The organism is Thermotoga caldifontis AZM44c09, assembly GCF_000828655.1.
GTDB classification, from domain to species: Bacteria; Thermotogota; Thermotogae; order Thermotogales; family DSM-5069; genus Pseudothermotoga_A; species Pseudothermotoga_A caldifontis.
The window spans coordinates 904,634-929,699 of sequence record NZ_AP014509.1; the positions used below are offsets into that span (position 1 = coordinate 904,634).

The 25,066-nt window shown below is 50.8% G+C and carries 25 protein-coding genes, 2 tRNA genes and 1 riboswitch; of the genes, 17 read left to right on the plus strand and 10 right to left on the minus strand.

What is annotated here, in order from left to right; genetic code table 11:
- Positions 1–4 precede the first annotated feature (4 nt).
- From truA to prfB, 6 genes are read left to right on the plus strand one after another with little or no spacing between them, the layout of a single operon-like run.
- Positions 5–739, plus strand: a complete 735-nt coding sequence (truA, locus tag TSP01S_RS04525; protein ID WP_041076855.1) for a tRNA pseudouridine(38-40) synthase TruA — start codon at positions 5–7, stop codon at positions 737–739.
- The gene (locus TSP01S_RS04530; protein WP_144380630.1) at positions 634–2,052 is read left to right on the plus strand and encodes a hypothetical protein; all 1,419 of its coding nucleotides are present in this window, start codon (positions 634–636) and stop codon (positions 2,050–2,052) included. Before truA ends, TSP01S_RS04530 begins: the two co-directional genes overlap by 106 nt.
- A complete protein-coding gene (locus TSP01S_RS04535) occupies positions 2,028–2,834 on the plus strand; it encodes a TlyA family RNA methyltransferase (RefSeq protein ID WP_041076859.1) in 807 nt (268 codons plus the stop codon). Before TSP01S_RS04530 ends, TSP01S_RS04535 begins: the two co-directional genes overlap by 25 nt.
- On the plus strand, positions 2,831–4,225 hold the full coding sequence (locus tag TSP01S_RS04540) for a hypothetical protein (RefSeq protein WP_041076861.1): 1,395 nt from the start codon (positions 2,831–2,833) through the stop codon (positions 4,223–4,225). Before TSP01S_RS04535 ends, TSP01S_RS04540 begins: the two co-directional genes overlap by 4 nt.
- A gap of 3 nt (positions 4,226–4,228) precedes the next feature.
- Complete coding sequence (gene secA / locus TSP01S_RS04545) at positions 4,229–6,823, plus strand: preprotein translocase subunit SecA (RefSeq protein WP_041076863.1); 2,595 nt, start codon at positions 4,229–4,231, stop codon at positions 6,821–6,823.
- A 4-nt stretch (positions 6,824–6,827) separates the two neighbouring features.
- Complete coding sequence (prfB, locus tag TSP01S_RS04550; protein WP_041076865.1) at positions 6,828–7,925, plus strand: peptide chain release factor 2; 1,098 nt, start codon at positions 6,828–6,830, stop codon at positions 7,923–7,925.
- A gap of 45 nt (positions 7,926–7,970) precedes the next feature.
- Here prfB and TSP01S_RS04555 read toward each other — a convergent pair whose 3' ends face one another.
- From TSP01S_RS04555 to rpsF, 7 genes are all read right to left on the minus strand, one after another.
- A complete protein-coding gene (locus TSP01S_RS04555; RefSeq protein WP_041076867.1) occupies positions 7,971–9,635 on the minus strand; it encodes a sensor domain-containing diguanylate cyclase in 1,665 nt (554 codons plus the stop codon).
- A gap of 248 nt (positions 9,636–9,883) precedes the next feature.
- Positions 9,884–9,959, minus strand: a tRNA-Phe gene (locus TSP01S_RS04560).
- Positions 9,960–9,967: 8 nt separating this feature from the next.
- A tRNA-Val gene (locus TSP01S_RS04565) sits at positions 9,968–10,042 on the minus strand.
- Between the two features lie 52 nt (positions 10,043–10,094).
- Entirely contained in the window at positions 10,095–11,030 is a 936-nt protein-coding gene (gene arcC, locus TSP01S_RS04570) for a carbamate kinase (RefSeq protein WP_041076869.1), read from the minus strand.
- A 70-nt stretch (positions 11,031–11,100) separates the two neighbouring features.
- The gene (rpsR, locus tag TSP01S_RS04575) at positions 11,101–11,334 is read right to left on the minus strand and encodes a 30S ribosomal protein S18 (RefSeq protein WP_041076870.1); all 234 of its coding nucleotides are present in this window, start codon (positions 11,332–11,334) and stop codon (positions 11,101–11,103) included.
- 12 nt (positions 11,335–11,346) lie between these two features.
- Complete coding sequence (locus TSP01S_RS04580) at positions 11,347–11,814, minus strand: single-stranded DNA-binding protein (RefSeq protein ID WP_041076872.1); 468 nt, start codon at positions 11,812–11,814, stop codon at positions 11,347–11,349.
- 6 nt (positions 11,815–11,820) lie between these two features.
- Positions 11,821–12,165, minus strand: a complete 345-nt coding sequence (gene rpsF / locus TSP01S_RS04585) for a 30S ribosomal protein S6 (protein ID WP_041076874.1) — start codon at positions 12,163–12,165, stop codon at positions 11,821–11,823.
- Between the two features lie 278 nt (positions 12,166–12,443).
- On the opposite strand from rpsF, the gene TSP01S_RS04590 reads away from it, so the two are divergent.
- From TSP01S_RS04590 to TSP01S_RS04630, 9 genes are all read left to right on the plus strand, one after another.
- The gene (locus tag TSP01S_RS04590) at positions 12,444–13,466 is read left to right on the plus strand and encodes a D-alanine--D-alanine ligase family protein (protein WP_041078444.1); all 1,023 of its coding nucleotides are present in this window, start codon (positions 12,444–12,446) and stop codon (positions 13,464–13,466) included.
- A gap of 14 nt (positions 13,467–13,480) precedes the next feature.
- On the plus strand, positions 13,481–13,861 hold the full coding sequence (locus TSP01S_RS04595) for a CoA-binding protein (RefSeq protein ID WP_231848608.1): 381 nt from the start codon (positions 13,481–13,483) through the stop codon (positions 13,859–13,861).
- 410 nt (positions 13,862–14,271) lie between these two features.
- Positions 14,272–15,213 (plus strand): tripartite tricarboxylate transporter substrate binding protein, encoded by a 942-nt coding sequence (locus TSP01S_RS04600; protein WP_041076878.1) that lies wholly within the window; start codon positions 14,272–14,274, stop codon positions 15,211–15,213.
- Positions 15,214–15,268: 55 nt separating this feature from the next.
- Positions 15,269–16,789, plus strand: coding sequence for a tripartite tricarboxylate transporter permease (locus tag TSP01S_RS04605; protein WP_041076880.1), 1,521 nt, complete (start codon positions 15,269–15,271; stop codon positions 16,787–16,789).
- Complete coding sequence (locus tag TSP01S_RS04610; protein WP_041076882.1) at positions 16,786–17,238, plus strand: tripartite tricarboxylate transporter TctB family protein; 453 nt, start codon at positions 16,786–16,788, stop codon at positions 17,236–17,238. Before TSP01S_RS04605 ends, TSP01S_RS04610 begins: the two co-directional genes overlap by 4 nt.
- Positions 17,239–17,252: 14 nt before the next feature.
- The gene (locus TSP01S_RS04615) at positions 17,253–18,584 is read left to right on the plus strand and encodes an NAD(P)-dependent malic enzyme (protein ID WP_041076884.1); all 1,332 of its coding nucleotides are present in this window, start codon (positions 17,253–17,255) and stop codon (positions 18,582–18,584) included.
- Positions 18,585–18,595: 11 nt separating this feature from the next.
- Entirely contained in the window at positions 18,596–18,883 is a 288-nt protein-coding gene (locus TSP01S_RS04620; protein ID WP_041076886.1) for a UxaA family hydrolase, read from the plus strand.
- Positions 18,880–20,034, plus strand: coding sequence for a UxaA family hydrolase (locus TSP01S_RS04625; RefSeq protein ID WP_041076888.1), 1,155 nt, complete (start codon positions 18,880–18,882; stop codon positions 20,032–20,034). The genes TSP01S_RS04620 and TSP01S_RS04625 overlap by 4 nt, the downstream gene beginning before the upstream one ends.
- A 37-nt stretch (positions 20,035–20,071) precedes the next feature.
- Complete coding sequence (locus tag TSP01S_RS04630; RefSeq protein WP_197538912.1) at positions 20,072–21,319, plus strand: nickel-dependent lactate racemase family protein; 1,248 nt, start codon at positions 20,072–20,074, stop codon at positions 21,317–21,319.
- Positions 21,320–21,322: 3 nt separating this feature from the next.
- Here the strand turns inward: TSP01S_RS04630 and TSP01S_RS04635 are convergent, their stop codons facing one another.
- Genes TSP01S_RS04635 through TSP01S_RS04645 form a run of 3 tightly spaced genes read right to left on the minus strand, consistent with a single transcriptional unit; the run spans position 21,323 to position 23,791 of the window.
- Entirely contained in the window at positions 21,323–22,588 is a 1,266-nt protein-coding gene (locus TSP01S_RS04635) for a HAMP domain-containing sensor histidine kinase (RefSeq protein ID WP_144380631.1), read from the minus strand.
- Positions 22,589–22,590: 2 nt separating this feature from the next.
- Positions 22,591–23,265: a response regulator transcription factor gene (locus tag TSP01S_RS04640; RefSeq protein WP_041076894.1), complete on the minus strand. Its 675-nt coding sequence runs from the start codon at positions 23,263–23,265 to the stop codon at positions 22,591–22,593.
- A 13-nt stretch (positions 23,266–23,278) separates the two neighbouring features.
- Positions 23,279–23,791 (minus strand): hypothetical protein, encoded by a 513-nt coding sequence (locus TSP01S_RS04645; protein ID WP_144380632.1) that lies wholly within the window; start codon positions 23,789–23,791, stop codon positions 23,279–23,281.
- Positions 23,792–23,910: 119 nt separating this feature from the next.
- Positions 23,911–24,021, plus strand: a riboswitch (TPP riboswitch).
- 36 nt (positions 24,022–24,057) lie between these two features.
- Between TSP01S_RS04645 and TSP01S_RS04650 the strand changes: the two genes are divergently transcribed.
- Positions 24,058–24,342: a thiamine-binding protein gene (locus TSP01S_RS04650; RefSeq protein ID WP_041076898.1), complete on the plus strand. Its 285-nt coding sequence runs from the start codon at positions 24,058–24,060 to the stop codon at positions 24,340–24,342.
- Positions 24,317–25,066 carry an ABC transporter permease gene (locus TSP01S_RS04655; protein ID WP_041076900.1) on the plus strand — a complete coding sequence of 250 codons (750 nt, stop codon included), beginning with the start codon at positions 24,317–24,319 and terminating at the stop codon, positions 25,064–25,066. The genes TSP01S_RS04650 and TSP01S_RS04655 overlap by 26 nt, the downstream gene beginning before the upstream one ends.

Below are 25,066 nucleotides of genomic sequence, written 5' to 3' on the forward strand. Positions count from 1 at the left end.
GGTCTTGAAGAGGTTCATGGCGGTGGTGTCTTACGATGGCACGAACTTCTTCGGCTTTCAAACACAACCCAACGTCAGAACGGTTCAGGGCGTGATCGAGGCTGCCCTGGAAAGGATCTTCAAAATTAGAACCACGGTCTTAGTTTCTGGAAGGACCGACACGGGGGTACACGCGACAGGTCAGGTGGTGGTCTTCGACAGCCCGATCGACATAGATGAGACGAGTATGAAAAACGCGCTGAACGCGAACCTGCCAAACGACGTCTACGTGAGGAAAGTGATCGAGGTCGATAAGGATTTCCATCCACGTTTCGAAGCGAAAAGACGGATATATCATTACTTCATTTACAACGCGACCGAACCAAACCTGTTCATAAGGAATTACGCCTGGTGGTTTCCGTACAAACTGGATGTAAAAAAGATGCGCGAGGCTGCGAGGTATCTCGAAGGGGAACATGATTTCAAAAGTTTTGTGAAAGCAGAAGACAACGAGAGTACCGTGAGGACCATATACAGGATCAGAATACTTCGCTTGAGGAACAAGCTCATTTTGATCCGTGTCGAGGGTCGTTCCTTCGCACGCAGGATGGTTAGGAACATCGTAGGTGCTCTCGTGAAGGTGGGGACGGGACAATGGGAACCGGAGAAACTGGAAGAAATCCTCGAAGCGAAGGACAGATCGCTCGCACCTGCTACCGCGCCTGCACATGGCTTGTACTTCTACTCTGTGGAATTCTGATCGCGTTCGAAGTTGACAAAATCGACGTGTTCGGTACTCAACTCTACGTCGTGCAGGAAAAAGGCGTTCTCTATTACATTGGTGAGACGCCTCCCGCGACCGAGGACATACTTTTGGTGGAAAAATGGATGAGTCTTCCAACCGTTAGCCTGTTGTACGACGGACCCAGCGAGATGGAACGAGTCGTTAAAAAGTGTTTGAACGAAGCGGGTGTCCTTGCGGGCACCGGTGATCTTCTCTACGTGAGACTGAGAAAACAACTCGATCTTTGTTACATCAGGTTGATGTACAGAGACGTGGAATGGGACAACTCCGACTCGCTCTGGAAAGAAGAAGAACTCGAGAAGAATCTGTGTGAAAAGTTGAAGGAGCTGTTCTCCCCGTACGTGCCCGAACGACCGGAGGCGGGTTATTCAGTCCTGTGGGTCGGTCGAATCATCGTTGAAAGGCGAGAAAACCAGACTGTTCCCGTGAAGATTGAAATTCCTGAAAAGATCGTGTCGATCACTGTAAACGGTGAAGAGAGACTCGTTCCAGAAGGTTTTTACAATCTCTACGGCAAGATCGTGTACGTGGACGAAGACGTCTCTCTCTCGAACACCGCGTTCTTTGAGGGGGCCCAGATGGTTTTCAAAACTCCGGACGGTTACGTCGTTTACAGAGGTGGAACGCTGCTCTTTCCAGACGGGAGGAAGGTCGTTTCCAAAGAACCCTTCGATGTCGTGGACGACTCTCCGGTTCCCTGGCGTGTCAACGTCAGGGCAGAAGGTTCCAGTTTCGTCACGACGGTCCTGGGACGTTTCGAGAACATGCTCGTGCTCTCGTGTGGAATGATATGCCCGCAGGATTTCTCGTGGTTCCTGCGCGTGAGTGGTCCAATCATCGAATGGGCCCGAAGCGAGCAGAGATTGTACGTGCTCGACATAGCGGGCTACGTCAGAGCCATCGACCTGAAAACGCGCCGCACACTCTGGGAAAGACTGATTCCAGGTGCGTGGGGTATAGCGGTCCAAGGCAATGAGATCTACGTTGGTTCGGGAGAAAAACTTTTGAGACTAAGCGAGCGAGGAGAGTTGGTAGAGGAGAGAAGCTGCAAAGATTTCGGTGCTTCTTCAAGGGGTATAATTGCTTTGACAGAAACCGATGGCGTGTTCGTCAGGGGACAAGGCGTGAGCGTGCTGCTCAGAGGTTCCACTGCTACGGTCTACACCGACCAAACTTTCGAGTTCAATGGCATCAAGAGCGTTCGCCTGTTCGACTGGGGCACAGTGCTCATCGGTGAAACTGGATGTTGGGTGGTAGAAAAGCGTTGAGGCTGGACGCACTGTTACTGAAAAAGGGTCTTGCAAGGAGTCGTTCGCAGGCAGCCGATCTGATCAGGCTCGGCAGGGTTCTTGTCAACGGTTCGCTGTGCACGAAACCGGGCAAGTTCTTTGATGAAAGCGCCGAAGTTTTCATCCTTCAAGAACGGTTCTTCGTGGGCAGGGGTGGCGAAAAACTTGAGAGCGCGTGGAAGGCTTTCAACCTGGATTTCTCAAACAAGACGGTCTGTGACATCGGAGCCTCGACGGGCGGCTTCACGCATTTTGCTCTGATGAAAGGTGCGGCTAAAGTTTACGCCGTGGACGTTGGAGAAAACCAGTTGCACGAGTCTTTGAGAAAAGACCCACGAGTCGTCGTTATAGAGAGGTTCAACGCGCGTTATTTGACGGAGGAAGTCCTCGGAGAGAAGGTCGATATCGTTCTGTGCGATGTTTCTTTCATCTCGATCAGGCTCATACTGCCAGCCATCGACAGGATCCTCAAACCGGACGGTGAAGCTGTAGTACTCGTTAAGCCACAGTTCGAGGTTGGCAGGAACGTGAAGCAGACCGAATCAACCCACGTTCAGGCATTGACGAACGTGATTCGCTGTGCCGAGCAGAACGGCCTGTATCCTGCTGGCCTGATCGACTGCGAAGTGCGGGGAGGAAAAGGGCAGATAGAGTACTTCCTTCACTTGAAGGGGTACAGTGAGAACGAATTCAGTATCGAAACAGTCTCAAAGATTGTGGAGAAAGCCTGGGACAAATCGCGGGGCAGGGGTAAAGCATGAGAAAGTTGCATCTGTTGTTCTTGATCTTTCTGTGCACGATCATCTTCGCCGATGTGACCAGTTTCGTACCGAAAGACTACGATTTCTTCGTGTTGCTCAAGGGAAATTCGCTTTACTACAGCAGGCTGAGCAGTGTTCCTCTGTTTCGTTTCATACTGAAGGACGATAGGGTCGCCCTCGAGAGTCTCTTCGTTTCCCTGCTCGAAAACACGTGCAACAGCCTTGGCATTCCGGTGAACTCCGTGTACGAAGCGCTTGAAAACGATATACTTTTCGCCTCTAAGGGTACGGAGTTCTCGCTGGATCAGTTCTTCTCGCTCGATTTGAACTACTATTTTCAGGTCCTTCGCAACATAGGCAGTAATTCCATAGTGGTTTTGAAAACCTCGAAGCCGGAACAGTTGCTTCGACTCATGGCGAAGCTGATGGATTTGAAGATGACCCGGAGCGAAGGAGTGTGGATCCTTCATGACACGGACGTCGCGATCTTCGCCGCCGCACACGAAGGCTATCTTGTGATATCCGGGAGCAGGACTGCCCTCTTGAAGGCTGTAGATGCCTACGATGTGGAAGGTTTGCAACTGAAGAACGAAGAGGCGGCAGTGAAAGAGCTGCTGAACCAGTCGGCCTGGCTGTACGGCTTCTTCAAGAAGGATACGTTGAAAATCAAAGGGCCGTTCGTTTCGACGAACAACCCTGAGACCGATTACGTAACGATTTTAGGCGTTCCCAGCGGCGAGTCATTGAAGATAGAAGTGCGCCAACAGTTGCGTTCAAATTCGAATATGGAAAAGTACGTCTCCTCTGCTACGCCGATGCTGGGCATGCCTTTCGTTGGAAATTTCGTCTTTTCTGCCACTGCGGCCGGTCCGATGGATCTTGCGGAATCTCTTTCGCAGTGGTTTCAGGGTGCCCAAGATGAAGTGAAGAAGATTTACGACATCGTTTCGCAGATACTCAGGGTGAGCACGGGTCGCGTCTACGTTACAGGTGATCTGTTCGGTGAATCGATCCGTTTGGTCGTGATTTTCGAGCTGTCGAAAGATCTCGATATGTCGTTTCTCACCAGGTACGGTGCGAGATCCTTCGGAAACGAAATCAGATTGCCGATACTCAACGGCTTCGTCAGCTTTTTCCAGTCAGACAGGCGACTGATCATGACGAACCTGACGAAGGAGGAATACGATCGATTGGCCAGCAGGAAAAAGCTCAGGGACGACGTTGCTTATCAATACATCTCCCGCAACTATGCCAATCGTGACATATTGAGATTGTTCATCGATCTTGGTTCATTACTGAAGCAAATGCTCGGCATCAACGCAACCGGTAGGTTCTTTCTAACCCAGCAATTCGAAGGTCAAGCTCTGGTTTACAGAATGGAGGTCATGTGAGAGATGTTTCCATTCATTGACAGGAACAAGATGCTTTTGAAGCGCTATAGAAAGATGGTTGAAAAGGTCAGGCAGAAGGAGCAGCCACTGCACAGGGCAACGAACTCGGAGCTGAGAAAGCTCGCACTCGAACTGAAAGCGAACGGTTACGACGAGTCTTTGATCTACGACGCTTTTGCTCTGGCGAGGGTCATCGCAAAACGTGTGCTCGGAATGTATCCATTCGACGAGCAGTTGATGGGTGCCTTCGTGCTCCACGAAGGTAAAGTGGCCGAGATGAAAACTGGCGAAGGTAAAACGCTCGTCGCCACGATGCCTCTGTACTTCAACTCCCTGAGTGGAAAGAACGTACATCTCGTCACTGTGAACGATTACCTCGCGCGACGTGACGCGCTCTGGATGGGACCACTTTACTTGTTCCTTGGACTGCGTGTGGGAGTGATAAACCAGCTCGGGAAATCTTACGAGGTGGTCTGGAAGAACCAGCAGCTTTTTGAAGCCGCGATCGAGGAAAATCTCTCCGTTTGGCCCGAAAACTTCGATGGCGAATTTCTGAAAGACTCGATGAAAGATCCTCGTGCTGTTCAGGCGTTCGAGGTTCAGCTCGTAGAGATCTCGAGGAAACAGGCTTATGAGTGTGACATCACCTATGGCACGAACAACGAATTCGGTTTTGACTATCTTAGAGACAATCTCGTGTACGATCTGAACGATAAGGTGCAGAGGGGTCATCACTACGCCATCGTCGATGAAGTGGACAGCATACTCATCGACGAGGCGCGAACGCCACTCATCATATCTGGACCATCGAAGACTGGGGCTTCCGTTTACAAACAGTTCGCCTCCATAGCGAAGAAATTCATCAAAGACGTGGACTTCACAGTCGATGAAAAGATCAGAACAGTGGTTCTGACTGAAAAGGGCATAGAGAAAGCTGAAAAGCTCATAGGTGTGGAGAATCTGTACAACCCGGCGAACGCGAACCAGCTCTACCACCTTTTGAACGCCCTGAAGGCGCTGCACCTTTACAAGAGGGACGTCGATTACGTGGTGATGAACGGCGAAGTCATCATCGTGGATGAGTTCACGGGTAGGCTCCTGTTCGGAAGGCGTTACAGCGGGGGCCTGCACCAGGCGATAGAGGCAAAGGAAGGAGTGCCCATAAAAGAAGAATCGATCACCTACGCGACGATAACCTTCCAGAACTATTTCAGGATGTACGAAAAGCTCGCAGGGATGACCGGAACGGCGAAGACGGAAGAAGAAGAGTTCAAGCAGATCTACGGTATGGAGGTTGTGGTGATCCCAACCCACAAACCGATGATAAGGGTCGATCACGATGACGTGATCTACAGAACTCAGGCCGAGAAGTACGCGGCGATAATCAACGACATCGTCGAGCGTCACAAGAAGGGCCAGCCTGTCCTCGTCGGAACGACTTCCATAGAAAAGAGCGAACTGCTCAGCAGCATGTTGAAGAAACTTGGCATACCGCACCAGGTACTCAACGCAAAATACCACGAAAAAGAGGCCGAGATCATAGCGAAAGCAGGGGAAAGGGGTGCTGTCACTATCGCCACGAACATGGCCGGCCGCGGTACAGACATAAAGCTGGGTGAAGGCGTTGCCGAACTCGGCGGCCTCTACGTCATCGGTACGGAGAGGCACGAGAGCCGGCGCATCGATAACCAGTTGAGGGGCCGTTCCGGCCGGCAGGGTGATCCGGGTGAGTCGAGGTTCTATCTGTCTCTCGAAGACGATCTTCTTAGGATCTTTGGAGCTGAACAGCTCGAAAAGGTCATGAACGTGCTCAAGATAAAGCCAGGTGAACCGATAGAGCACCCGTTGCTCACACGGCTCGTCGAGATGGTCCAGAAGAAAGTCGAGGGGATCAACTTCTCCATAAGAAAACACCTCATGGAGATGGACACGGTACTCGACGCGCAGAGAAATCACGTTTACTCCTTGAGGGACTGGATCTTAGAAGGAAAAAGCATGGAAGAACACATCTACAGATTTATTGAAGATTTCGTTGAAAGAAGGATCGAGAGTTTCTGCAACGGGAAAGAGTGGGACCTCGAGGGATTGAAAAATTCGCTGCTGGTTCTGCCCAAGGGTATAATCAACCTTGACGGAATCAATTTCGATACGGCCAGCCAGTTGAAGCAGTACCTGCTCGAGCAGCTCAGGAAGGCGTACTCAACCAAAAAACAGGAGATAGGCGAGGAGTACGATAGATTCCTCAGATTTTTGGTCTTACGTGTGGTCGACGACAACTGGCGACAGTATCTGGAAGAAGTCGAACGAGTCAAAGAAGCGGTCAATCTGAGGGCATACGGTCAGAGAGATCCCATCATCGAGTTCAAGAAAGAAACCTACGCCATGTTCGATGAGATGATGGCGCGCGTGACCGACACGGTGATCAGTCTCATGTTCAGAGTGGTGAAGGTGGACGAAGAAAAGGCTCAGCGTGAAGCAAAAAGAGATCTGGCCAACCTCAGGCTCGTTCATGAAGAGTTCAACATCGTCAACAGAGCCGAGCGAAGAAAATTGCAAAGGGACGAAAAGGCAAAAAAGAGGTTCAAAATAAAGAGGTGAGAGCATGATCGCGTACGAAACGAAGGTCAAGATAGACGAGTTGAGAGACAAGTTCGAAGGACTTTCGAAGATCGTGGAACCCGAAAGGTTGAAGGAAGAGCTCGAGGAACTCGAGCGGGAACTTTCAAACAACGATGTCTGGAAAGATCCCAAAAAGGCCGCGGAAATATCTAAAAAGATGCGCCACATCAAGGACCTCCTCTTGGACTTTGAAAAGATCAGGAAAGCCTTTGAAGACATCGAGGTCGGTATTGAACTCGCCGAAGAGGACAGTGAGATAGCACAGCACGTTGAGCAGATCGTCTCTGAGCTGCAAAAGGATATAAAACGTCTTGAACTCGAACTCGTTCTGAACGATCCGCTGGATATCAACAACGCCTATCTTTCCGTACATCCCGGCGCCGGTGGTACGGAATCGCACGACTGGGCCCAGATGCTGCTGAGGATGTACATGAGGTGGGCTGAGAAAAAGGGCTTCGATGTAGAACTGCTCGATTTTCAGCCGGGCGAAGAGGCCGGAGTGAAGAGTGCGACGATCCTGATCAAAGGCGAGTACGCTTACGGCTTGCTGAAATACGAGCGGGGTGTCCACAGGCTCGTGAGGATATCTCCTTTCGATGCGTCGCACAGGCGCCATACGTCCTTCGCCTCGGTGAACGTCATCCCTGAAATAGAGGATGACATAGAGATCGAAATAAGACCGGAAGATTTGAAGATAGAGACTTTCAGGGCATCCGGACACGGTGGTCAGTACGTGAACAAAACCGATTCTGCGGTCAGAATAACACACATTCCAACGGGTATCGTCGTGAGCTGTCAGAGTGAAAGGTCGCAGCATCAGAACAAAGCCACCGCTCTGAAAATGCTCAAGGCAAGGCTGTATCAACTGGAGCTGGCAAAGAGGAGAGAACAGCTCGAGGAGATCCAGGGAGAACTCAAAGACATCGCCTGGGGAAACCAGATAAGGTCTTACGTGTTGCACCCGTACAAGATGGTGAAAGACCACAGAACGGAAGTTGAGGTTGGGAACGCCGACGCCGTGCTCGATGGGGAGCTCGATCCGTTCATAGAAGCAGAGCTTCTATACTTCGCAAAGAAGTGAGAGCCTGTACTCGGTTCTCGAGAAAAACTCAGGTTTTTCACTATCTCATCTGCCACCAAACGCTGCAACGTCTGAAAAGAAGACGATTTTCAGAGATCTCTTCTTGGCAAAATACATCGCCACGTTCGCCAGCCTGATCAACTGATCGAGCTCCTGAGCGTCTGTCGGATAGAGGGCAATTCCTACACTGACGCCCACATTGACTTTCATATCTTCTACACGGATCGGCTCCTCCACCGTTTGAACGATCCTTTCCGCTATCGTGAGGGCTCTTTCTTTGTCGCAGTCGTAGATCAGCGCGACGAATTCGTCTCCGCCGAACCTCGCCAGAAGATCGCTCTGCCTGAGAACTTGACTCAACCTCGAACCGATCAACGTGAGTGCGCGATCTCCCAGTCCGTGTCCGTGTTCGTCGTTGATATTTTTGAAATGGTTCAAATCCATGAACAGCAGTGCTATGCTCTTGCTCTCCCTCTTCGCCAGCGAGAGCATCTTTTCGCCGTACTCTTCAAAGGCTCTTCTGTTCAAAAGATTCGTTAAAGGATCTCGGCTCGAAAGGTGTTCCAGAACCTTTTGCTGCTCGAGTAACCTTTCTTCCTGCTTCATCCTGGCGAACACCATGGCGAGATAGTTGGCGAAGAGCCGGGCGAGTTCCAGACTTTTTTCGTCGAAGGCATCTTCCCTCTCGAAGTTCTCGAGGTTGAAGGCCATGATGGTCTCACCTTCGACGATCACCGGTACCGTCAAACTGCATTTTATCTCCTCGATCCTCCCGTACTCCTTGAGCTTTTGAAAGGTCTGAGCGTCCAGCTTTCTTTTGTTGAGTTCATTCACATCTCTGGAATTCTTTATTGGTTTTTCAAACCAGTCCGCTTGATCGGCGAATTCGATCTGTTTGAGCCCTTCAAGGTCGTACCCTACAGCCGCTACGTAGATCCACTTTCCGTTCCGTTTGACCTCGACCGAACCGGCCTGGGCGTTGGGTACAACCTCGATGGCCTTTTGAAGGATCAGCTGGTACAGTCTGTCTGCCTTCTCACCTTTCAAGAAAGACTCGGTTATCTCCAGCATCGCTTCACTGAACTTTCTAAGTCTTGACTCATGTTCCAACCTTTGCCAGAGCGTGATCATCCACAACAGCAGGAAAGTAGCAACACCAGCTGTGGCGGAGAGAATGAAAGCTCTGAGGTTCAAGGCGGAGCAGTTGCTTCTGTATTTGAGACCGAAAACGAATTCTTCTCCTTCGGGCGAAATGTACAGCTGTGCTTCACCCATGTCTTCGAGAAAGTCCTGAGCATTGACAACAACCCGTACAGCCCTGTCCTTCACGAATTCGCTCAGGTCGTCGTTGAAGACCTTGAAATCTATCAGCAATTTTTCACCGTGCGAACTGATTTTGAACAGGTCGAGCTCATCCACGCTGAGATCGAGCACTGTTGCTTCTTCCACAAAATCGAAATGTTTCTTCAAATCTTCAAGCCAGATCCGTGCTTCGTCCAATCTGTTTTCTTTCAGAAGTTCGTACATTGTGGTCCATTGAAAATACCCCACACTGATGGATTCGGCGTAGCGCTCAGCGTACCTTGCGTACAGTTTCTTTACGTTTTCTACGTACCATCGAAACTGAATCTTGTTGATGTTATAAACACCCACCAGCACCGTCAAGGACACGAGCGCTGAGATCAGAATGAACCGAACGAATCTGCCCATGGCATCTCACCGCGTCGACTGAACGTAAAAGTATTATAATACGAAAGTACGACGCTACGAATAGCTGCTCACAAGCTGAGTGTTCTGCTGGTTCTCTGAAACATCTGAAGCAGGCGAAGTTTCTCTCAGATCAGGATCGTACACCACATCGTTTCGGCACGATCGTACGCAACAGCTTTTAATCTCAATGGAACGTTCAGTTCAAAGTTGGGGCACGACAAAAAACCCGGCGTGCGCCGGGTTGTACCTGGTGGCCAGGGGCGGAATCGAACCGCCGACACCTGGATTTTCAGTCCAGTGCTCTACCAACTGAGCTACCTGGCCGCTTTCTTTGGTGGGTGCGGCAGGACTCGAACCTACGACCTTCTGCTCGTAAGGCAGACGCTCTCCCTCTGAGCTACGCACCCACCGCTACTTCATAAATATACCACAAAGATTCGCATTTGAGAAGACCCTCGATCAGGGAACAATCCTGGTACCCGTTCGACCTGAGAGCGCTTCTTTGAGTTTCTTCATATCCGTTATCAAACAGGTTTTCCCAGTCGTCGTGACGAAATCGATGGCTGCTTCTATCTTTGGTCCCATGCTGCCCGATGGGAAGTGACCTTCCTTCAAATATCTGTTGGCTTCTTCCACCGTGAGTCGATCGAGGTAGACCTGGTTCGGCTTACCGTAGTTCAGTGCGACTTTTTCCACGCCCGTGAGGATTATCAACTCGTCGGCATCTATTTCTATCGCCAGAAGCGCGCTGGCCCTGTCTTTATCTATCACGGCCTCTACGCCCTTCAATCTGCCATCTTCGTTTATGACGGGTATTCCACCACCGCCAGCGGCAACGACTATCACGTCATTTTTCAAAAGCAGCTTTATCACTTCTTTTTCGACGATGTCTAACGGTTTCGGTGACGGAACAACCCTTCTCCAGCCGCGTCCAGCGTCCTCTTTCATGATCCAGCCTTTCTCCGCCATGAGCTTCTTCGCTTCTTCCTCGCTGTAAAAAGGTCCGACGGGTTTTGAAGGCTTCTTGAAAGCCTCATCGTTTTTGTCGACGATTATCTGAGTGATGAGTGCGGCGACTTCTCTGCGCAGGTTCCTTTTCGAAAGCTGGTTTCGAAGCGATTGAACGATCATGTAACCCAGGCTTCCCTGCGTCTGCGCGTCGTTCACATCGATGGGGAAGGGGGGTATGATGTCCTTCGCCATCTCCTGCTGGATCAGAATGTTACCTACCTGTGGCCCGTTACCGTGTGTGATCACGATGTCGTACTCATCCAGCATGTCAACGAGGTACCCCATCGCCTCTTCGACAGCACTGAACATGTTCTCAGCTGTGGGTTTTTCTCCAGGCCTGTTCACCGCGTTTCCACCGATCGCCACGACTGCGAGCTTCTTCATCTTCTTCCCCTCCTGAGAACAAACGGAGGGACTTTCGTCCCTCCGCAGGTTTAAAGAGCGATACGATGGTTCACATTTTGATGTACGGTAGCAGGGCCATGTGCCTCGCGCGCTTTATGGCGACTTTGATCATCCTCTGATGCTTCGCGCAGTTTCCTGTGACGCGCTTTGGTATGATCTTGGCCTTTTCGTTCAGATAATCACTTAGGAGTCTGATGTCTTTGTAGTCGACGTACTCGATCCCCATCTCGCACAATTTACACCTTTTGATTTTCTTCTTCCTTCTCCTCTTCTGCTGGTCCACAGAGACACCTCCTCAGAACGGTGGTTCGTCCGGATTTTGACCGTAGGAATCTCTTTCAGAACCTATGATATCGTCAAAATCTGTAATCGGCTCATCCACTGGTTTCTCAAATTCTTCCGGTTTCTCAAACTCCTCGATGCTTTCTTCCACCGCTGCCTTCTTTTCCATGAACCTGATGTCCCGCGCCCAGATCTCGGGTGTGGTTACGTTGGTTCCATCGCGGGACTGCCATTTGTTTATCCTCAGTTCTCCTTCAACTAAGACGAGTTGACCTTTCTTGAGGTACAGTCTGGCGAAGTCGGCGAGCCTGTTGAACGCGACTATTCTTATAAAATCTGCCGTCTTCTGACCGTCTACGGACTTCACGGGCCTATCGACTGCGAGCACGAACGAGGTGACCGCAGCTCCCGTGGTCGTCATGCGTACTTCTGGATCCCTTGCGAGTCGACCCACCAGGATCACTCTGTTGTAATACGCCACTTTGAATTACTCCTTCTGCTCCACTTCGCTGACTTGTGCGGCTTTTTTCTCTTTTTTCTCGAGATCTTCCCTTCTGAAGGTCTGCCAGCGAATGATCTGTGGCGTGACACGGTAAAACTCTTCGAGCGAGTTCACCTTAGCAGGGTCCGCCGTGAAGATCACAACGGTGTAGTCACCTTCGGTCTGGTGCGCGATGGGGTATGCGAGTTTTCTCAAGCCCCATCTGTTCACGTCTCTGATCTGCCCGTTCAAGCGCTCTGTGATGACACCTTTGACCTTTTCGACGAGTTCTTCGCGTTCCTGCTCGCTCAATCGTGGATCGATGATGAACATCGTCTCGTAGATCCGCATTCACTTACCTCCTCCCTCGGCCTTTTTGGTCTTGCCTGACGGCAAGACGGGAGTGTTCCCACCATAATTTACCACACATCTCCCACGGCTGGACATTATACACGAAGATATGTTAAATGCTCATGAAGCTTTGGAGTACCTGGTGCTCTTTTGAGATGCCACGTTCCCGTACGGAAACAACCAGGCCTGATCGTGGCTGTTGCTTGTTTGTTGAAAAAAAGAAAACGAATCATACGCCGAACGAAAAATCGTTTACGTTGAAAAGGGTGATAATGTGGTTGAAGAAAAATTCGGAGGTGGTTCGTACGAAAGTTGGGTTAGCCTACAACGTTCAGCGTGGTGTGAGGCCGGATGTGGAGGACTGGGAGGCAGAGTACGACTCGATGGAAGTCGTGATGGACATCAAGCAATCCATCGAGAGTGGAGGACACGAGGTCGTTTTGATGGAGGCCATCCCTGAGAAGTTCATTCCGACGCTGCTGACCGAAAAGGTTGATATCGTCTACAACTTTGCGGAAGGTACGTTCGGTAGAGCCAGAGAAGCCCAGGTCCCAGCAATACTCAGCTTCTACGGAATACCTTACACTGGTTCGGACGCCACCACGCTCGCCGTGTGCCTCGACAAGGCGCTGACAAAACAGGTGCTCCTCAGCAAAGACATACGCACACCCAGATTCCAGGTGATACGATCGCTCGATGAAAAGTTGAGAAAGAACATGAGGTTTCCACTCATTCTGAAACTGAACGCTGAAGGTTCTTCGAAGGGTATTTCCGATACCGGACTGGTTCACGATATGGTTGAGTACAGGAGGGAACTTGAAAGGCTGTTTGAGACGTACAACGAACCCGTACTCGTCGAAGAGTACATAAGAGGTAGGGAATTCACCATCGGGGTGCTTCAGGAAGGAAACAAGTACAAAGTTTTGCCCATCATGGAGATCCACTTCAAGCACGGAAAAGAGTTTTACAGCTACAAAGTCAAGAAGAATTCGGATTACTACGTGGACTACACCTGCCCGGCGAAGATAGATCCCGCCCTCGAAAGGAAGCTCACGAACATGGCCATCAAGATATGCAAGAGTCTCGACATAAAAGACGTTGCAAGGATAGATCTGAGAGTTTCCCAAGAAGATGGGAATCCTTACTTCCTCGAGATCAACCCGCTTCCTGGCATGGTGCGAGGCTTCTCCGATCTGCCCAGGATCGCCGAGACAGCCGGTTACACGTACGAAGAGCTCGTGCTCCACATACTCGAAAACGCGATGCAGCGGTACGGACTCAAGACGCCCATCCACGCGTGATGGGGGTGGAAGATTTGGAATTAAGCAACGTGAAGAAGATAGCGATCGTAGGAGCAAGCGAGGATAGAAGAAAATACGGCAACAAGATAGTTCGAGATCTCCTGTCGAAAGGTTTTGAAGTGTACCCAATCAACCCGCGATCTGAGGTGGTAGAAGGCATAAAGTGCTACAGGGACGTTGAAGAGCTTCCGAAAGACATCGATCTGATAGTGTTCGTTGTACCCCCTGAGATCGGGATCCAGGTCGCGGAGAAAGCGATAAGGATGGGGTTCAAGCGTCTCTGGTTTCAACCCGGTGCTGGTTCTAAGCAGATAGAGGATCTCGTGAAAAACAACGGTGTGGAATATTCGATAGGGCGCTGCATAATGATTGAAACGAGCTATCGAAGCTTCTGATGGGAGGCTTTTGTACCGGACGGTGCACCGTTCGACTTCAAACCGTTACCGTTTTGTAATGCCTTATCTCCGTATCTAATAAGTGGAGCGCTCCAGAAGACGGTTTGACCCATCAGGCGGTAGGGTCTTAGCTTGGCCTTTGCCTGGTGCGTTGTCTTTCTGGTTGCGCTCCTTCTCGAGTCGAAAAGATAAAAAAATAAGGATTAAGAGTACCAGCACCGAGTGATTGAGGAGTGTCGCGCGGAGATAGAATCTCCTGTTCGTTCAAAAAGCGAATCAGAATTTTCCGGATCAGGAACGCTGAATATGGAAAGGTTGAGCCCCAGAGATGGGGCTTTTTTATTTTTGATTTTGCCACGTGGCGTCTGGTATAATTTTGGTGTGCCAAATCTGTGTGGGGAGGTAAGAGTATGAAAGGCCGTGTGCTGGTGGCACTCCTTGTTTTACTCACTGTGGTTTCTCTCTTTGCCGAGAAGTTCCCGAGCAAACCCATCACCTACGTCATCTGTTTCGCACCCGGCGGAGAGTCAGACATAACAGCGCGTCTGCAACAGCCTTATCTGGAGAAGATCCTGGGAGTTCCGATCGTCATAACGTACAAAGAGGGCGGTGGAGGAGCTGTAGGCTGGACCGAACTCGTCAGCCGTGCCAAACCTGATGGTTACACGATCTACGGCACAAACTTGCCTCATACGATTCTTCAGCCGTTACAGGGTGGTGTTGGGTACAAGACCGAACAGATAAACAACATCTATTTCTTCCAGTCCACTCCGTGTGTACTCGCTGTCAGTGCCGACAGTCCAATAAAAACGTTCCAGGATTTTGTCGAGTACGCCAAGAAGAAAGGTATCGTTACCCTGGGCGGGAGCGGTCAACCGTCTGCAAACAGTTTTGCAACCGTGAGGCTCGCCAAACTCACGGGTTTGAACATCACATACGTTCCGTTCTCGGGTTCCGGCACGGCTGTGCCGGCACTCCTTGGAGGACACGTTGATGGTTTGATGACCTACACGACCATGGCAGTGCAATACAAAGATAAAATGAGAGTCATCGCGGTGGCCACCGAAGAGAGAATCCCGCTCTTTCCAGATGTGCCGACGTTCAGAGAACTTGGAATCGATCTGGTTGAGAAGGCGTACAGGGGAATCGCCGTGCCTCCAGGAACCTCTGAAGATGTCAAAAGGATGCTTGAAGAAGCTTTCAGGCAGGTCAACAACAATCCAGAATTCGTAGCCAAGATGCAGGAGATGGGATTCGTCATAGAGAATTACGACGAGGCAGCGGCGGCCAAGCTCGTCGCGGAATTGATACCTTACTACAAGCAACTCTGGGAAGAGACCCAGGGCAAATGAAGATTCCCTCCCGCACCCGTGTTGGGTGCGGGTTTTTTGAAAGGGGGAAAAGTTCTTGGCTGGCCTTCAATATCTTGCCTACGGTTTTGCACACTTTTTTGTCTTCAAGACCGTTCTGTTGATGCTGGGTGGGGTATGCGTAGGCTTGGTTATTGGAGCTCTTCCAGGTTTGAGTGCTACGATGGGTGTGGCGCTGTTTCTTCCCGTCACTTACTGGCTTTCCCCGTCTGAGAGTCTGGTGTTCTTGGGATCTCTCTACATGGCAGCGATCTACGGTGGTTCTTTCTCGGCGATTCTGTTGAGAACTCCAGGAACTCCTTCCAACATAGGAACAACGTTCGACGGCTATCCCATGGCCAAACAGGGTAGAGGCTGGGAAGCTATCCTGACTGCAACTTTTTCTTCTCTGTATGGTGGATTGTTCGGTTTGATCATGTTTCTCATCTTTGCTCCCATGCTCGCGCGGGTCGCATTGAAATTCGGCCCTCCCGAATACTTCTGGCTCGGTATATTCGGTCTGACGGTGATATCTTCACTCTCGCGAGGGAACACTCTGAAGGGCTTCATAGGCGGTTTGATCGGAGTTCTGTTGAGCACCGTAGGCGTCGCGCCCGTCGGAGGGAACGTGCGCTTCACCTTCAACATCCCCGAACTCATCGGTGGAGTTGGGTTGATACCAGCGCTGGTGGGACTGTTCTGTATACCTGAAGTCATCGACATGGTCCTGAACAGATCAAAAAAGCAGCTGTACCAGGAAGCGAGGGTACAGGAAGGAATGATCTGGAAAACGTTCGTCAGCGTCATGAAGAAGCAGGTGGATCTGTTGAGAGCCTCAATTATTGGTTTCATCATAGGCGTGTTGCCGGGCGCTGGTGGTAACATCGCGAACCTGGTGGCTTACAGTGAGGCTGTCAGGGCTTCGAAACATCCAGAGAAGTTTGGAACGGGTATCCCTGAAGGTGTGATAGCCACGGAGACCTCGAACAACGCGGTGGTTGGAGGAGGTTTTGTTCCACTCATGACGCTCGGTGTTCCTGGTACACCCGTGGACGCGATTCTCTATGGGGCTTTACTCATGCAAGGTCTAAGACCTGGTGCAGAGCTTTTCACAAGAAGAGCCGATGTGGTCTACACCTTCATAGCTGGAGTCATTGTGGCAACTTTCGTTATGGTCCCGATTGGTCTGGCTTTCGGTAGAGCGATGGCGAAGTTCATCACCAAAATTCCGCTGAGCTTGCTTGCCCCCACGGTACTCTTCCTGACGATGGTGGGTTCTTACTGCGTGAGTAACAATATATCTGATGTGTACATGATGCTAATACTCGGAGTGTTAGGTTTCGTTTTGAGAAAACTCGGTTTCGAAGCTGGGCCCATAACGTTGGGTTTGATACTTGGTCCCATCATCGAAACGGGACTCGTTCAGGGACTGCTGATAGGAAGAAAGTTCGCGCGACCTTGGTTGATCTTCTTCGCCAGGCCTTTGTGCTGGGTGTTCATAGTACTTTCCGTGTTCTTTTTGTTCTGGCCTGTCATTATGAAAAAGCGCATGATCGTCTCCGGTGGTGATCAGAGATGATGGTCGATGTCGCAACCGCCACGGTGATTTTGATTCTGAGCGTGGTTCTTTTCAACCAGACAAGGAATTACAATTACCTGTCCGCCGTGTTCCCACGCTTTGTTCTGGGACTGTTGATGATCCTCTCCATCGTTCTGCTCATCAGGGCGATATTGCTGTTCAGGAAACGTGAGCGGGCCGAGTCGAGTTTCATTCCCTTGAAGGATCTCTTCTATGTTGCTCTCACGATCGTTCTGAGCCTTTTGTGGATTTATGTGATGGATTGGGTACTCGGTTTTCTGCTGGGCAGCATCGTTTTTGGCATCGTGATTTTTGCGATCCTGGCTGGGAGGAGTTTGAAGCTGAGAGAATTCTTGCTGTTCTCCCTCGGCTATTCGGGGATCGTTTTCATCTTCTGGTACTCGCTCGGGAAGCTTCTGCGTGTGCCACTACCCAGAGGACTCTTCTAACGGAGGTGTAGAAAATGGATCAAAACAGGAACGTGGAAGAACTTCTGAAGAAGGCCCAAAAGCCGTCCGAAGAGGCTTTGAAATTGCATTCCTTTTACAAAGGCAAGATTCAAACGGCACCAAAGGTGCCTGTCAGATCGTACGATGATTTCGCGATCTGGTATACCCCAGGAGTGGCGAGGGTGTGTCAAGAGATCGTGAAGGATCCTTCGAAGGTTTACGAGTACACGAACAAAGAGAACACCATCGCTATTGTCACCGACGGAACGAGGATTCTGGGACTTGGAGACATCGGGCCTGAGGCAGGTTTGCCCGTCATGGAGGGCAAAGCGTTGCTCTTCAAATACCTCGGTGGTGTAGACGCCATACCTCTGTGCGTCGGTACGAAAAACATCGATGAGATCGTTCAGTTCTGCAAATGGTTGTCACCGAGCATATCAGGGATAAATCTGGAAGACGTCGAAAAGCCCAAATGTTTCGAGTTGCTCGAAAGACTTCAGGAAGAACTCTCCATCCCGGTGTTCCACGACGACCAACAAGGGACTGCGACGATCACCCTTGCAGGACTGATCAACGCGCTGAGGATCGTTGGAAAGAAGATGAACGAAGTGAGGATCACTCTTATAGGTGCGGGTAGTGCGAACTACGCGTTCGCAAGGCTTCTGGAAAAGATGGGCGTGGATCTGGGTAACGTGATCGTCGTTGATTCGAAGGGAATAATAACGAAGGATCGAGCGCAACAGCTCGATCCCACCACGAGCCGTATGTGGATCAAAACCAACGCGCGCAACGTCACCGGGGGGATAGAAGAATCACTGGTAGGAGCAGATGTCTGTATCGCTTATTCAAAGAGCGGTCCCGGTGTGATCAAGCCCGAATGGGTGAAGAAGATGAACAGAGATGCGATCGTCTTCGCCGGGGCGAATCCTGTGCCCGAGATCTGGCCGTGGGAGGCGAAAGAGGCGGGAGCCAGGATCGTTGCGACGGGTCGCAGCGATTTTCCCAACCAGGTGAACAACTCACTCGGGTTCCCCGCGATCTTCAGAGGTGTGCTGGACGTGCGCGCCACGAAGGTAACCGATGAGATGTGCATCGCTGCGGCTCAGGCGATAGCCGATTTTGCTTACAGGAAAGGTATCCATGAGGAATACATCGTGCCCACGATGGAGGAAGAGGAAGTTTACGTCGAAGAAGCCTTCGCGGTGGCCAAAAAAGCGATCGAACAGGGTGTGGCGAGGAACCCACTCCCAGACGATGAACTGCTCAGAAAGATAAGGGAAAGGATCGACATGGGCAGGCAGATGGAAAAGGTATTGGTTCGCTCGGGATTGGTAAAACTCCCGTGAGGTGATCTACGATGGACGCCATAGCCTTTTCGAAGAGGGACAACGTCGCCACGGCGATAAAGGATCTGAAGAAGGGGCAGACAGTGACGGTGATGCTTGGAGAAGAAAAGATCGTCGTTGAACTTTTGGAGGACGTACCGTTCGGTCACAAATTCGCACTGGTCGATATCCCGCAAAGCACCCAGATCTTTAAGTACGGTGAACCGATAGGTATCGCGACCAGGGATATAAGGAAGGGCGAGTACGTCCACGTACACAACGTGGCGGGGCAACGCGGTGTGAGGGGGCATCGATCGTGAAAGTGAAGGGTTTTCTGAGACCGGATGGAAAAGTCGGATTTCGAAACCACTTTCTCGTGATTCCAACGGTGATCTGCGCGACGAGAACCGCGGAGGAAATTGCGAGCAATTTTCCAAACGTGGTTTATCTTCACAACCAGCACGGCTGTAACCACATGAAAGACGATGAGAGGAAAGTGGTCAACGTTTTGAAAGGAATGGCCCTGAACCCAAACGTGGCGGGTGTTCTGTTCGTGGGGCTGGGTTGTGAAACGGTCCCCACAAGGCAGATCTTTGAGTCGGTACGTGAATCCGGTAAGCCTGCCGAGTGTTTGATCATACAAGAGGAAGGTGGCACACTCAGAACGATCGAGAAGGGCGTAAGGACGTTGCAGAAGATGATGGAAGAGTACGAGACCAAGCAGGTGGAAGTCGATCTTTCCGCAGTGACGGTTGCCATCGAATGTGGTGGGTCAGACACGACGTCCGGCATCGCTTCGAATCCGGTGGTCGGGTACGTGGCGGACAAGCTCGTTGATATGGGAGCGACCGTGGTGTTTTCAGAGACAACCGAGATCATCGGCGCCGAGCACATACTCGCCAGACGCGCCGTCAACGAGGAAGTGGCGAAGAAGTTACTCGAACTGGTGAGCAGGTGTGAGAAGAATGCACTCGCAGGTGGTGAAGACATACGCGGTGTTAACCCAACGCCTGGGAACATTCGTGGTGGGTTGACAACGCTGGAAGAAAAATCTCTTGGAGCCATCTACAAAGCTGGTACGAGACCGATCAAAGGTGTACTCGAATACGCTGAATCTATCCCTGCTGGTGGGTTGTATTTCATGGACAGTCCCGGCCACGACGTTGAATCTGTCACAGGCATGGTAGCTGGAGGGGCACAGATCGTGTTCTTCACAACGGGCCGTGGTACACCGACTGGCTGTCCGATCGCCCCGGTGATAAAGATCACTGCGAACGCGAGGACCTACAGTAAAATGAGTGACAATATAGATGTGGACGTGAGCGAAGTGCTCGAAGGAAAGCTCACCATACAGCAGGCTGGGGAAAGATTGTTCGCGAAGTTGATCGAGGTGCTGAACGGCAAGCTCACAAAGAGCGAGATGCTTAAGCACCATGAGTTCGGAATTTACCTGACTCAACCGACTCTGTGATGTGATCGGTCCGCGCGCACGAATGGGGTGTTACAAGATGAAAGTTTCTCTGAAGTACGGTGCAAAGCAGTTACAGATCGAGGTTCCAGACCATACGGAAATACTCTCACCAAGAAGCGAACTTCCCAAAGTTGAAGACCCTTCCGGTGAGATTCTTAGGGCCCTCGAAAATCCCATCGGCAGTCCCACCCTGAGCGAGATCGTTCGTCAGGTCAAGCCCAAAAGGATCGCGATACTGGTCAGTGATCTCACCAGACCGAGTCCTTCGCACATCATAGTTCCGCCGATCCTCGAAGAGCTCAAAAGGTCGAGTATGAGGTCCGATCAGATAAGGATCGTTTTTGGCCTCGGCTTTCACAGGAAGATGAGCGAAGACGAGATGAGGAAAGCCGTTGGAAATGAAGTTTTTGAACAGTACGAATGCCTGAACCATGACGTAAACGAGTGTAGCTACATAGGTGAAACGAGTCGGGGTACGCCTGTGGAAGTCTTCAAACCCGTGCTGGAATCTGATCTCATCATCGCGACGGGGAACCTCGAACTGCACTGGTTCGTTGGTTACAGCGGCGGCTATAAGGCGCTCTTGCCGGGTGTGTGCAGCAAGAGGAGCATCGAGAAGAATCACTCACTCATGTTGTTGGAAGATGCCGTGGCTGGAAACGTGAACAGTCCCGTGAGACTTGACATAGAAGAGGCTGGAGCCATGACGAACGTGAAATTCATCGTGAACGTCGTTCTGAACAGCAAGAAAGAGATCGTGAAAGCCGTGGCAGGACATCCGATAGCCGCTCACCGTGAAGGCGTCAAATACATAGACCAGATGTACAAGGTGCCCATCAGAAAGAAATACGACGTGGTGATCGCATCATGCGGTGGATTCCCGAAAGACATAAACCTTTACCAGGCACAAAAAGGGCTGGACAACGCGTCACACGCGGTGAAAGAGCATGGAACCATCGTGTTGATCGCTGAGTGCAGGGAAGGTTTTGGTGAAAAAACTTTCGAAGAATGGATGAAGAAGGCCGCAAATCCTGATGAACCGTTGCAATGGATAAAAACGAACTTCGTGCTGGGTGGTCACAAAGCTGTTGGATTCTGCAAGGTTCTCAAAAAGGCCAGCATTTTCCTTTGCTCGAACATGGAAGAAGAGGTTGTGAAGGAAATATTCATGACACCTTTCAGTGACCCACAGCGAGCGATAGACGCAGCGATCGCGAGGTACGGAAGGTCTGCAGACGTTCTGCTCATGCCTTACGCGAACTCCACGTTACCCGTCATCGTATAAGCCTCACTTCGGCAGCGTGAGGACGAACTTGTTCAGTCTTCCTTCGCACACGTAATGGACCTGGGCCCTGTGCAGATCGGCTATGGCTTTGACCACGGCCAGACCCAGGCCCAGTCCTTCGTTCTTCGCGTTGCTCGCTCTGAAAAACTTGAGAAAGATTTTGTCACGGTCCTGTTCTGGAATGGGTTCACCGTAGTTGCACACTTCGATACGCACACGGTCCTTCTCTTCTTCAACGTGCAGTATCACCGGTTTTTCAGGGTCGGAGTATTTGCACGCGTTGTCCAGCAGATTCGCCAGAGCGTGCACAAGAAGCGGGCCGACGCACCTGACCTTTATTTCTAGAACTGGGTCGATGACGATCTCTTTGTTGTATCTGTGGATTACCTGATCTATGCTTTCCAGTATCAGACTGGACAGATCCTCTTCTTCGAAACTCTTAGTCGTCGTATGCTGTGCCCTCGCGATGAGAAGAAGTTGCGAGGTTATCTCAACCATTCTGTCGATGTTGCGCTTGACTTTTTCTATCTCAATCCTCACGGTATCTTGAAGGTCTTCTTTCAGGAGCACTTCGAGCACGCTCTTGGCACTGGCAAGTGGATTTCTCAGCTGGTGCGATATCGTCGTTGCGAAGTCTCTGAGCTCTTCCATGGTCCTGTCGAGTCGGTCTATGGCCTCGTTCAACTGAGTTTGCAGTATCTTGGCTTCTTCGCTTGTGGGTTCTATCTGAATTCTTTTCTGCGCACCTCGGGAAACGAGCTGCATCTGCTCGCCGATCATCTCGATCGGTCTTGTGAGCTTGCGGGTGAGCCTTCGACCGAAGAACAGCACGACAAAGATGAAAGGTACCAAGATCGCTGTCAGGATCATCGAGAGTGAAGCCAGCAGTGTGAGATGGTCCTTCAGATTGCGAGTGACCACAACGTCGAAGTCTGCCGTGGTCAATTTCAAATAGCGATTGGAACGTACCGTGTGGAAACCATCGACCTTTGGTACTTCGAAGTCGTCCGGCAGGTTGTAACTCGCTATCGTTTTTCCTTCTTCTGTGATGTAGAAGGCGTAGTTCTTTTTGCCGAATATCGCAACGGGTTGTCCTTCGGGTTTTTCGAGGAATCTCAGCAAATCGTTCGTGAAAACTAACATTTCCTGGTCAATTCTTTTCATCGTGAGGCTGTGGAACAAAAAGACGAGCACCGCGGACATGACGATCATGGAAACGACGAATATGGAAAGGTAATACTTCTCTATGGCATGCCTCAGCGTTGGCACGCTCACGCCTCCACCTTGAGCCTGTAACCGATGCCTGGAACAGTTTCGAGGTATCTGTCATATCCGAAGGGCTTCAGCTTACTCCTCAAATAGAGCACGTAAACGTCGACGACGTTGCTCCTGGTTTCCTTTTCGTTACCCCAGACGCGTTCGAGGATCTCCTCCCGACTGAAAACGATGTTGGGATCGCGCATGAAAAGTTCCAGAAGGTCGAACTCTCTCCTGCTCAACTTCAGCTCTACACCTTTGATCGCGACTTTTCGAGTTTTCGAGTTCAGTTCCATCTCTTTGAACTTCAGAACTTCGCCCCTGAGAAGATGACTCCGTCTGATCAAGCTCTGAACGCGCGCGAGCAACTCCCTGAAATCGAACGGCTTGGTCAGATAGTCGTCGGCACCGTTTCTCAAACCTGTTATCTTGTCGTCCACCGAATCGAGTGCGGTCAGCATCAGCACGGGAGTGTGGATGTTGCTGTCTCTCAACGTTCTCACGAACTCGAAACCATCCACGCCAGGCAGCAGCACATCGAGAACGATGCAATCGTAACTCTCAGTCAACGCCATGTCGAGCCCCGTATCGCCATCGAACGCCAGTTCAACGGAATAACCTTCTTTTTCGAGCCCTCTTCTTATGGAATTCGCCAGATCTTCGTTGTCCTCAACGATGAGAATCTTCACTAACTTCCCCCCGTTATTGTTGCCTTTTCAGCATCTCCTGCAGGACTTTCTTGAAAACTTCTTTTGTCGGCTCAATTTTCAAAATTGCCGGGGTCTTCATGCTCACTGTGGCGAGGTTTCTGTTGTTTCCGACTACCCAGCTGTCCGTCTGATAAACACCGAACAGCACGTTTTTTCCTATGGACATGACGGCAAGCGATATCGCTTCCCTCAAGCCCACTGCGTAGGCGAAGAATCTGGTCTCGAGTGGTTTTTTCCAGAGTATTTTCGCTTCTTCTACTGAGATTCCATATTCGTGATTGAATGTGAGAACGACCCAGACGATCCTCTTGTCCACCTGGGCTAAGTAAGCCGCGACGACGTCTTTCTCGTTCGTCAAGTTGATCGCATCGAGGATGGTGAGTTTCAACTGCGAGAAGTTCACCGTTTCGTACAGTTGTGAGTTGAGTACCACCTTCTCCAAAAGGTTTTCACCGAAAATGAAGATCGAAAGCAACAGCGGGCAGATCAAAAGGATTCTCCTCATTCCATCACCAAAACATCTTATCAGCTCGTGGATTAGAAAACCATTAGAACGATCCTCGATCCTATTCTACCCCATATGGTTAGCTGTGGTGTATAATAAAAGAGGAACCGAAAAGTGAATAGTTTCACCTGGGGAGCTCCTAATCCGGGGCTGAGAGGAGGACGGAAGTCCTCGACCCATTGAACCTGATCCGGGTAATGCCGGCGCAGGGAGAGTGAAATATCTCAACCCGTCGGCGACGGGTTTTTGTTTTGGGAGGTGTTGCCATGATGACATGTTCGATCAGGTTTTTACCGTTGAAGGCTCAGAGCAAGGACGAGATCTACAAACTCGTGGACGAAGCGATCAACGTCATTGCCAGCAGCGGTTTGAAGTATCTCGTGGGACCTTCAGAAACGACGGTGGAAGGAGAATTTTCCCAGCTCCTCAACCTCATCGAAGAGATCCACAGGAAGATGACGCCGCTGTGTGAACGGTACGTTCTCGAAGTTGTCTTCGATTGTGCAAGGAACGGTGTGAGCATCGATGAAAAGATCCAGAAGTATCGTTGAGATCGTTTCTGTGGCCATCGTCGTGCTGCTGTGGCAGTTCGTTCCCGTGCCCACGTACCTTTTGCCGAAACCGTCGCAGATCCTGACCGAACTCATCAGAGGTAAGGATATCATCCTGAGGCACACCTTCGTCACGCTTTATGAAGCAATACTTGGTTATGCACTCGCGCTGGTTCTGGGTGTTGCGATCGCATCGGTCATGTTCCTTCTCAGGAACGTTGCCAGGGCCCTTCTTCCCATCATCGTGTTCACCCAGACTATTCCCATCACGGTCGTTGCACCGATCGTAGCCATCTGGTTCGGCTTCGGAATCGGTACGAAAATCGGAACGGTGGCGTTCCTGTGCTTCTTCCCCATCGTGATGAACACCTACGAGGGCTTCAAAACTGTGGACAGAGAGAAACTGGAGTTTCTCAAAGCGCACGGTGCGAAATGGCATCACAAACTCAGATACCTCTATCTGCCCCACACGGTGCCTTACACGCTCGCGGGTATGAAGGTCGCCATCACTTACTCTCTGACCGCCGCGGTCATCGCCGAGTGGATGGGGGCTCAGGCCGGGCTCGGCATCTACATCATAAGGGCGCTGAATTCGTTCAGAGTGGATAGAGTCTTCACCGCGGTCTTCATCATCGTCATGTTCACACTCGCGCTTTTCTACACGCTTCAGTTCCTTCAAAGAAAACTCTTCCCGTGGGCTACAAGGCTTGAGGGAGGTGGTTGA

Coding starts and splice junctions, on each gene's coding strand:
- rpsF (WP_041076874.1), bottom strand. CDS start 12,165: ATGCGGATCTACGAGACGATGTTCATCATCGATCCACGATTGAGCGAG.
- secA (WP_041076863.1), top strand. CDS start 4,229: ATGTTTCCATTCATTGACAGGAACAAGATGCTTTTGAAGCGCTATAGA.
- TSP01S_RS04650 (WP_041076898.1), top strand. CDS start 24,058: ATGATGACATGTTCGATCAGGTTTTTACCGTTGAAGGCTCAGAGCAAG.
- arcC (WP_041076869.1), bottom strand. CDS start 11,030: ATGAAGAAGCTCGCAGTCGTGGCGATCGGTGGAAACGCGGTGAACAGG.
- TSP01S_RS04555 (WP_041076867.1), bottom strand. CDS start 9,635: ATGGGCAGATTCGTTCGGTTCATTCTGATCTCAGCGCTCGTGTCCTTG.
- TSP01S_RS04615 (WP_041076884.1), top strand. CDS start 17,253: ATGGATCAAAACAGGAACGTGGAAGAACTTCTGAAGAAGGCCCAAAAG.
- TSP01S_RS04620 (WP_041076886.1), top strand. CDS start 18,596: ATGGACGCCATAGCCTTTTCGAAGAGGGACAACGTCGCCACGGCGATA.
- TSP01S_RS04655 (WP_041076900.1), top strand. CDS start 24,317: ATGAAAAGATCCAGAAGTATCGTTGAGATCGTTTCTGTGGCCATCGTC.
- TSP01S_RS04610 (WP_041076882.1), top strand. CDS start 16,786: ATGATGGTCGATGTCGCAACCGCCACGGTGATTTTGATTCTGAGCGTG.
- TSP01S_RS04540 (WP_041076861.1), top strand. CDS start 2,831: ATGAGAAAGTTGCATCTGTTGTTCTTGATCTTTCTGTGCACGATCATC.
- TSP01S_RS04600 (WP_041076878.1), top strand. CDS start 14,272: ATGAAAGGCCGTGTGCTGGTGGCACTCCTTGTTTTACTCACTGTGGTT.
- TSP01S_RS04530 (WP_144380630.1), top strand. CDS start 634: ATGGGAACCGGAGAAACTGGAAGAAATCCTCGAAGCGAAGGACAGATC.
- TSP01S_RS04645 (WP_144380632.1), bottom strand. CDS start 23,791: ATGAGGAGAATCCTTTTGATCTGCCCGCTGTTGCTTTCGATCTTCATT.
- prfB (WP_041076865.1), top strand. CDS start 6,828: ATGATCGCGTACGAAACGAAGGTCAAGATAGACGAGTTGAGAGACAAG.
- TSP01S_RS04535 (WP_041076859.1), top strand. CDS start 2,028: ATGTTGGGTGGTAGAAAAGCGTTGAGGCTGGACGCACTGTTACTGAAA.
- TSP01S_RS04630 (WP_197538912.1), top strand. CDS start 20,072: ATGAAAGTTTCTCTGAAGTACGGTGCAAAGCAGTTACAGATCGAGGTT.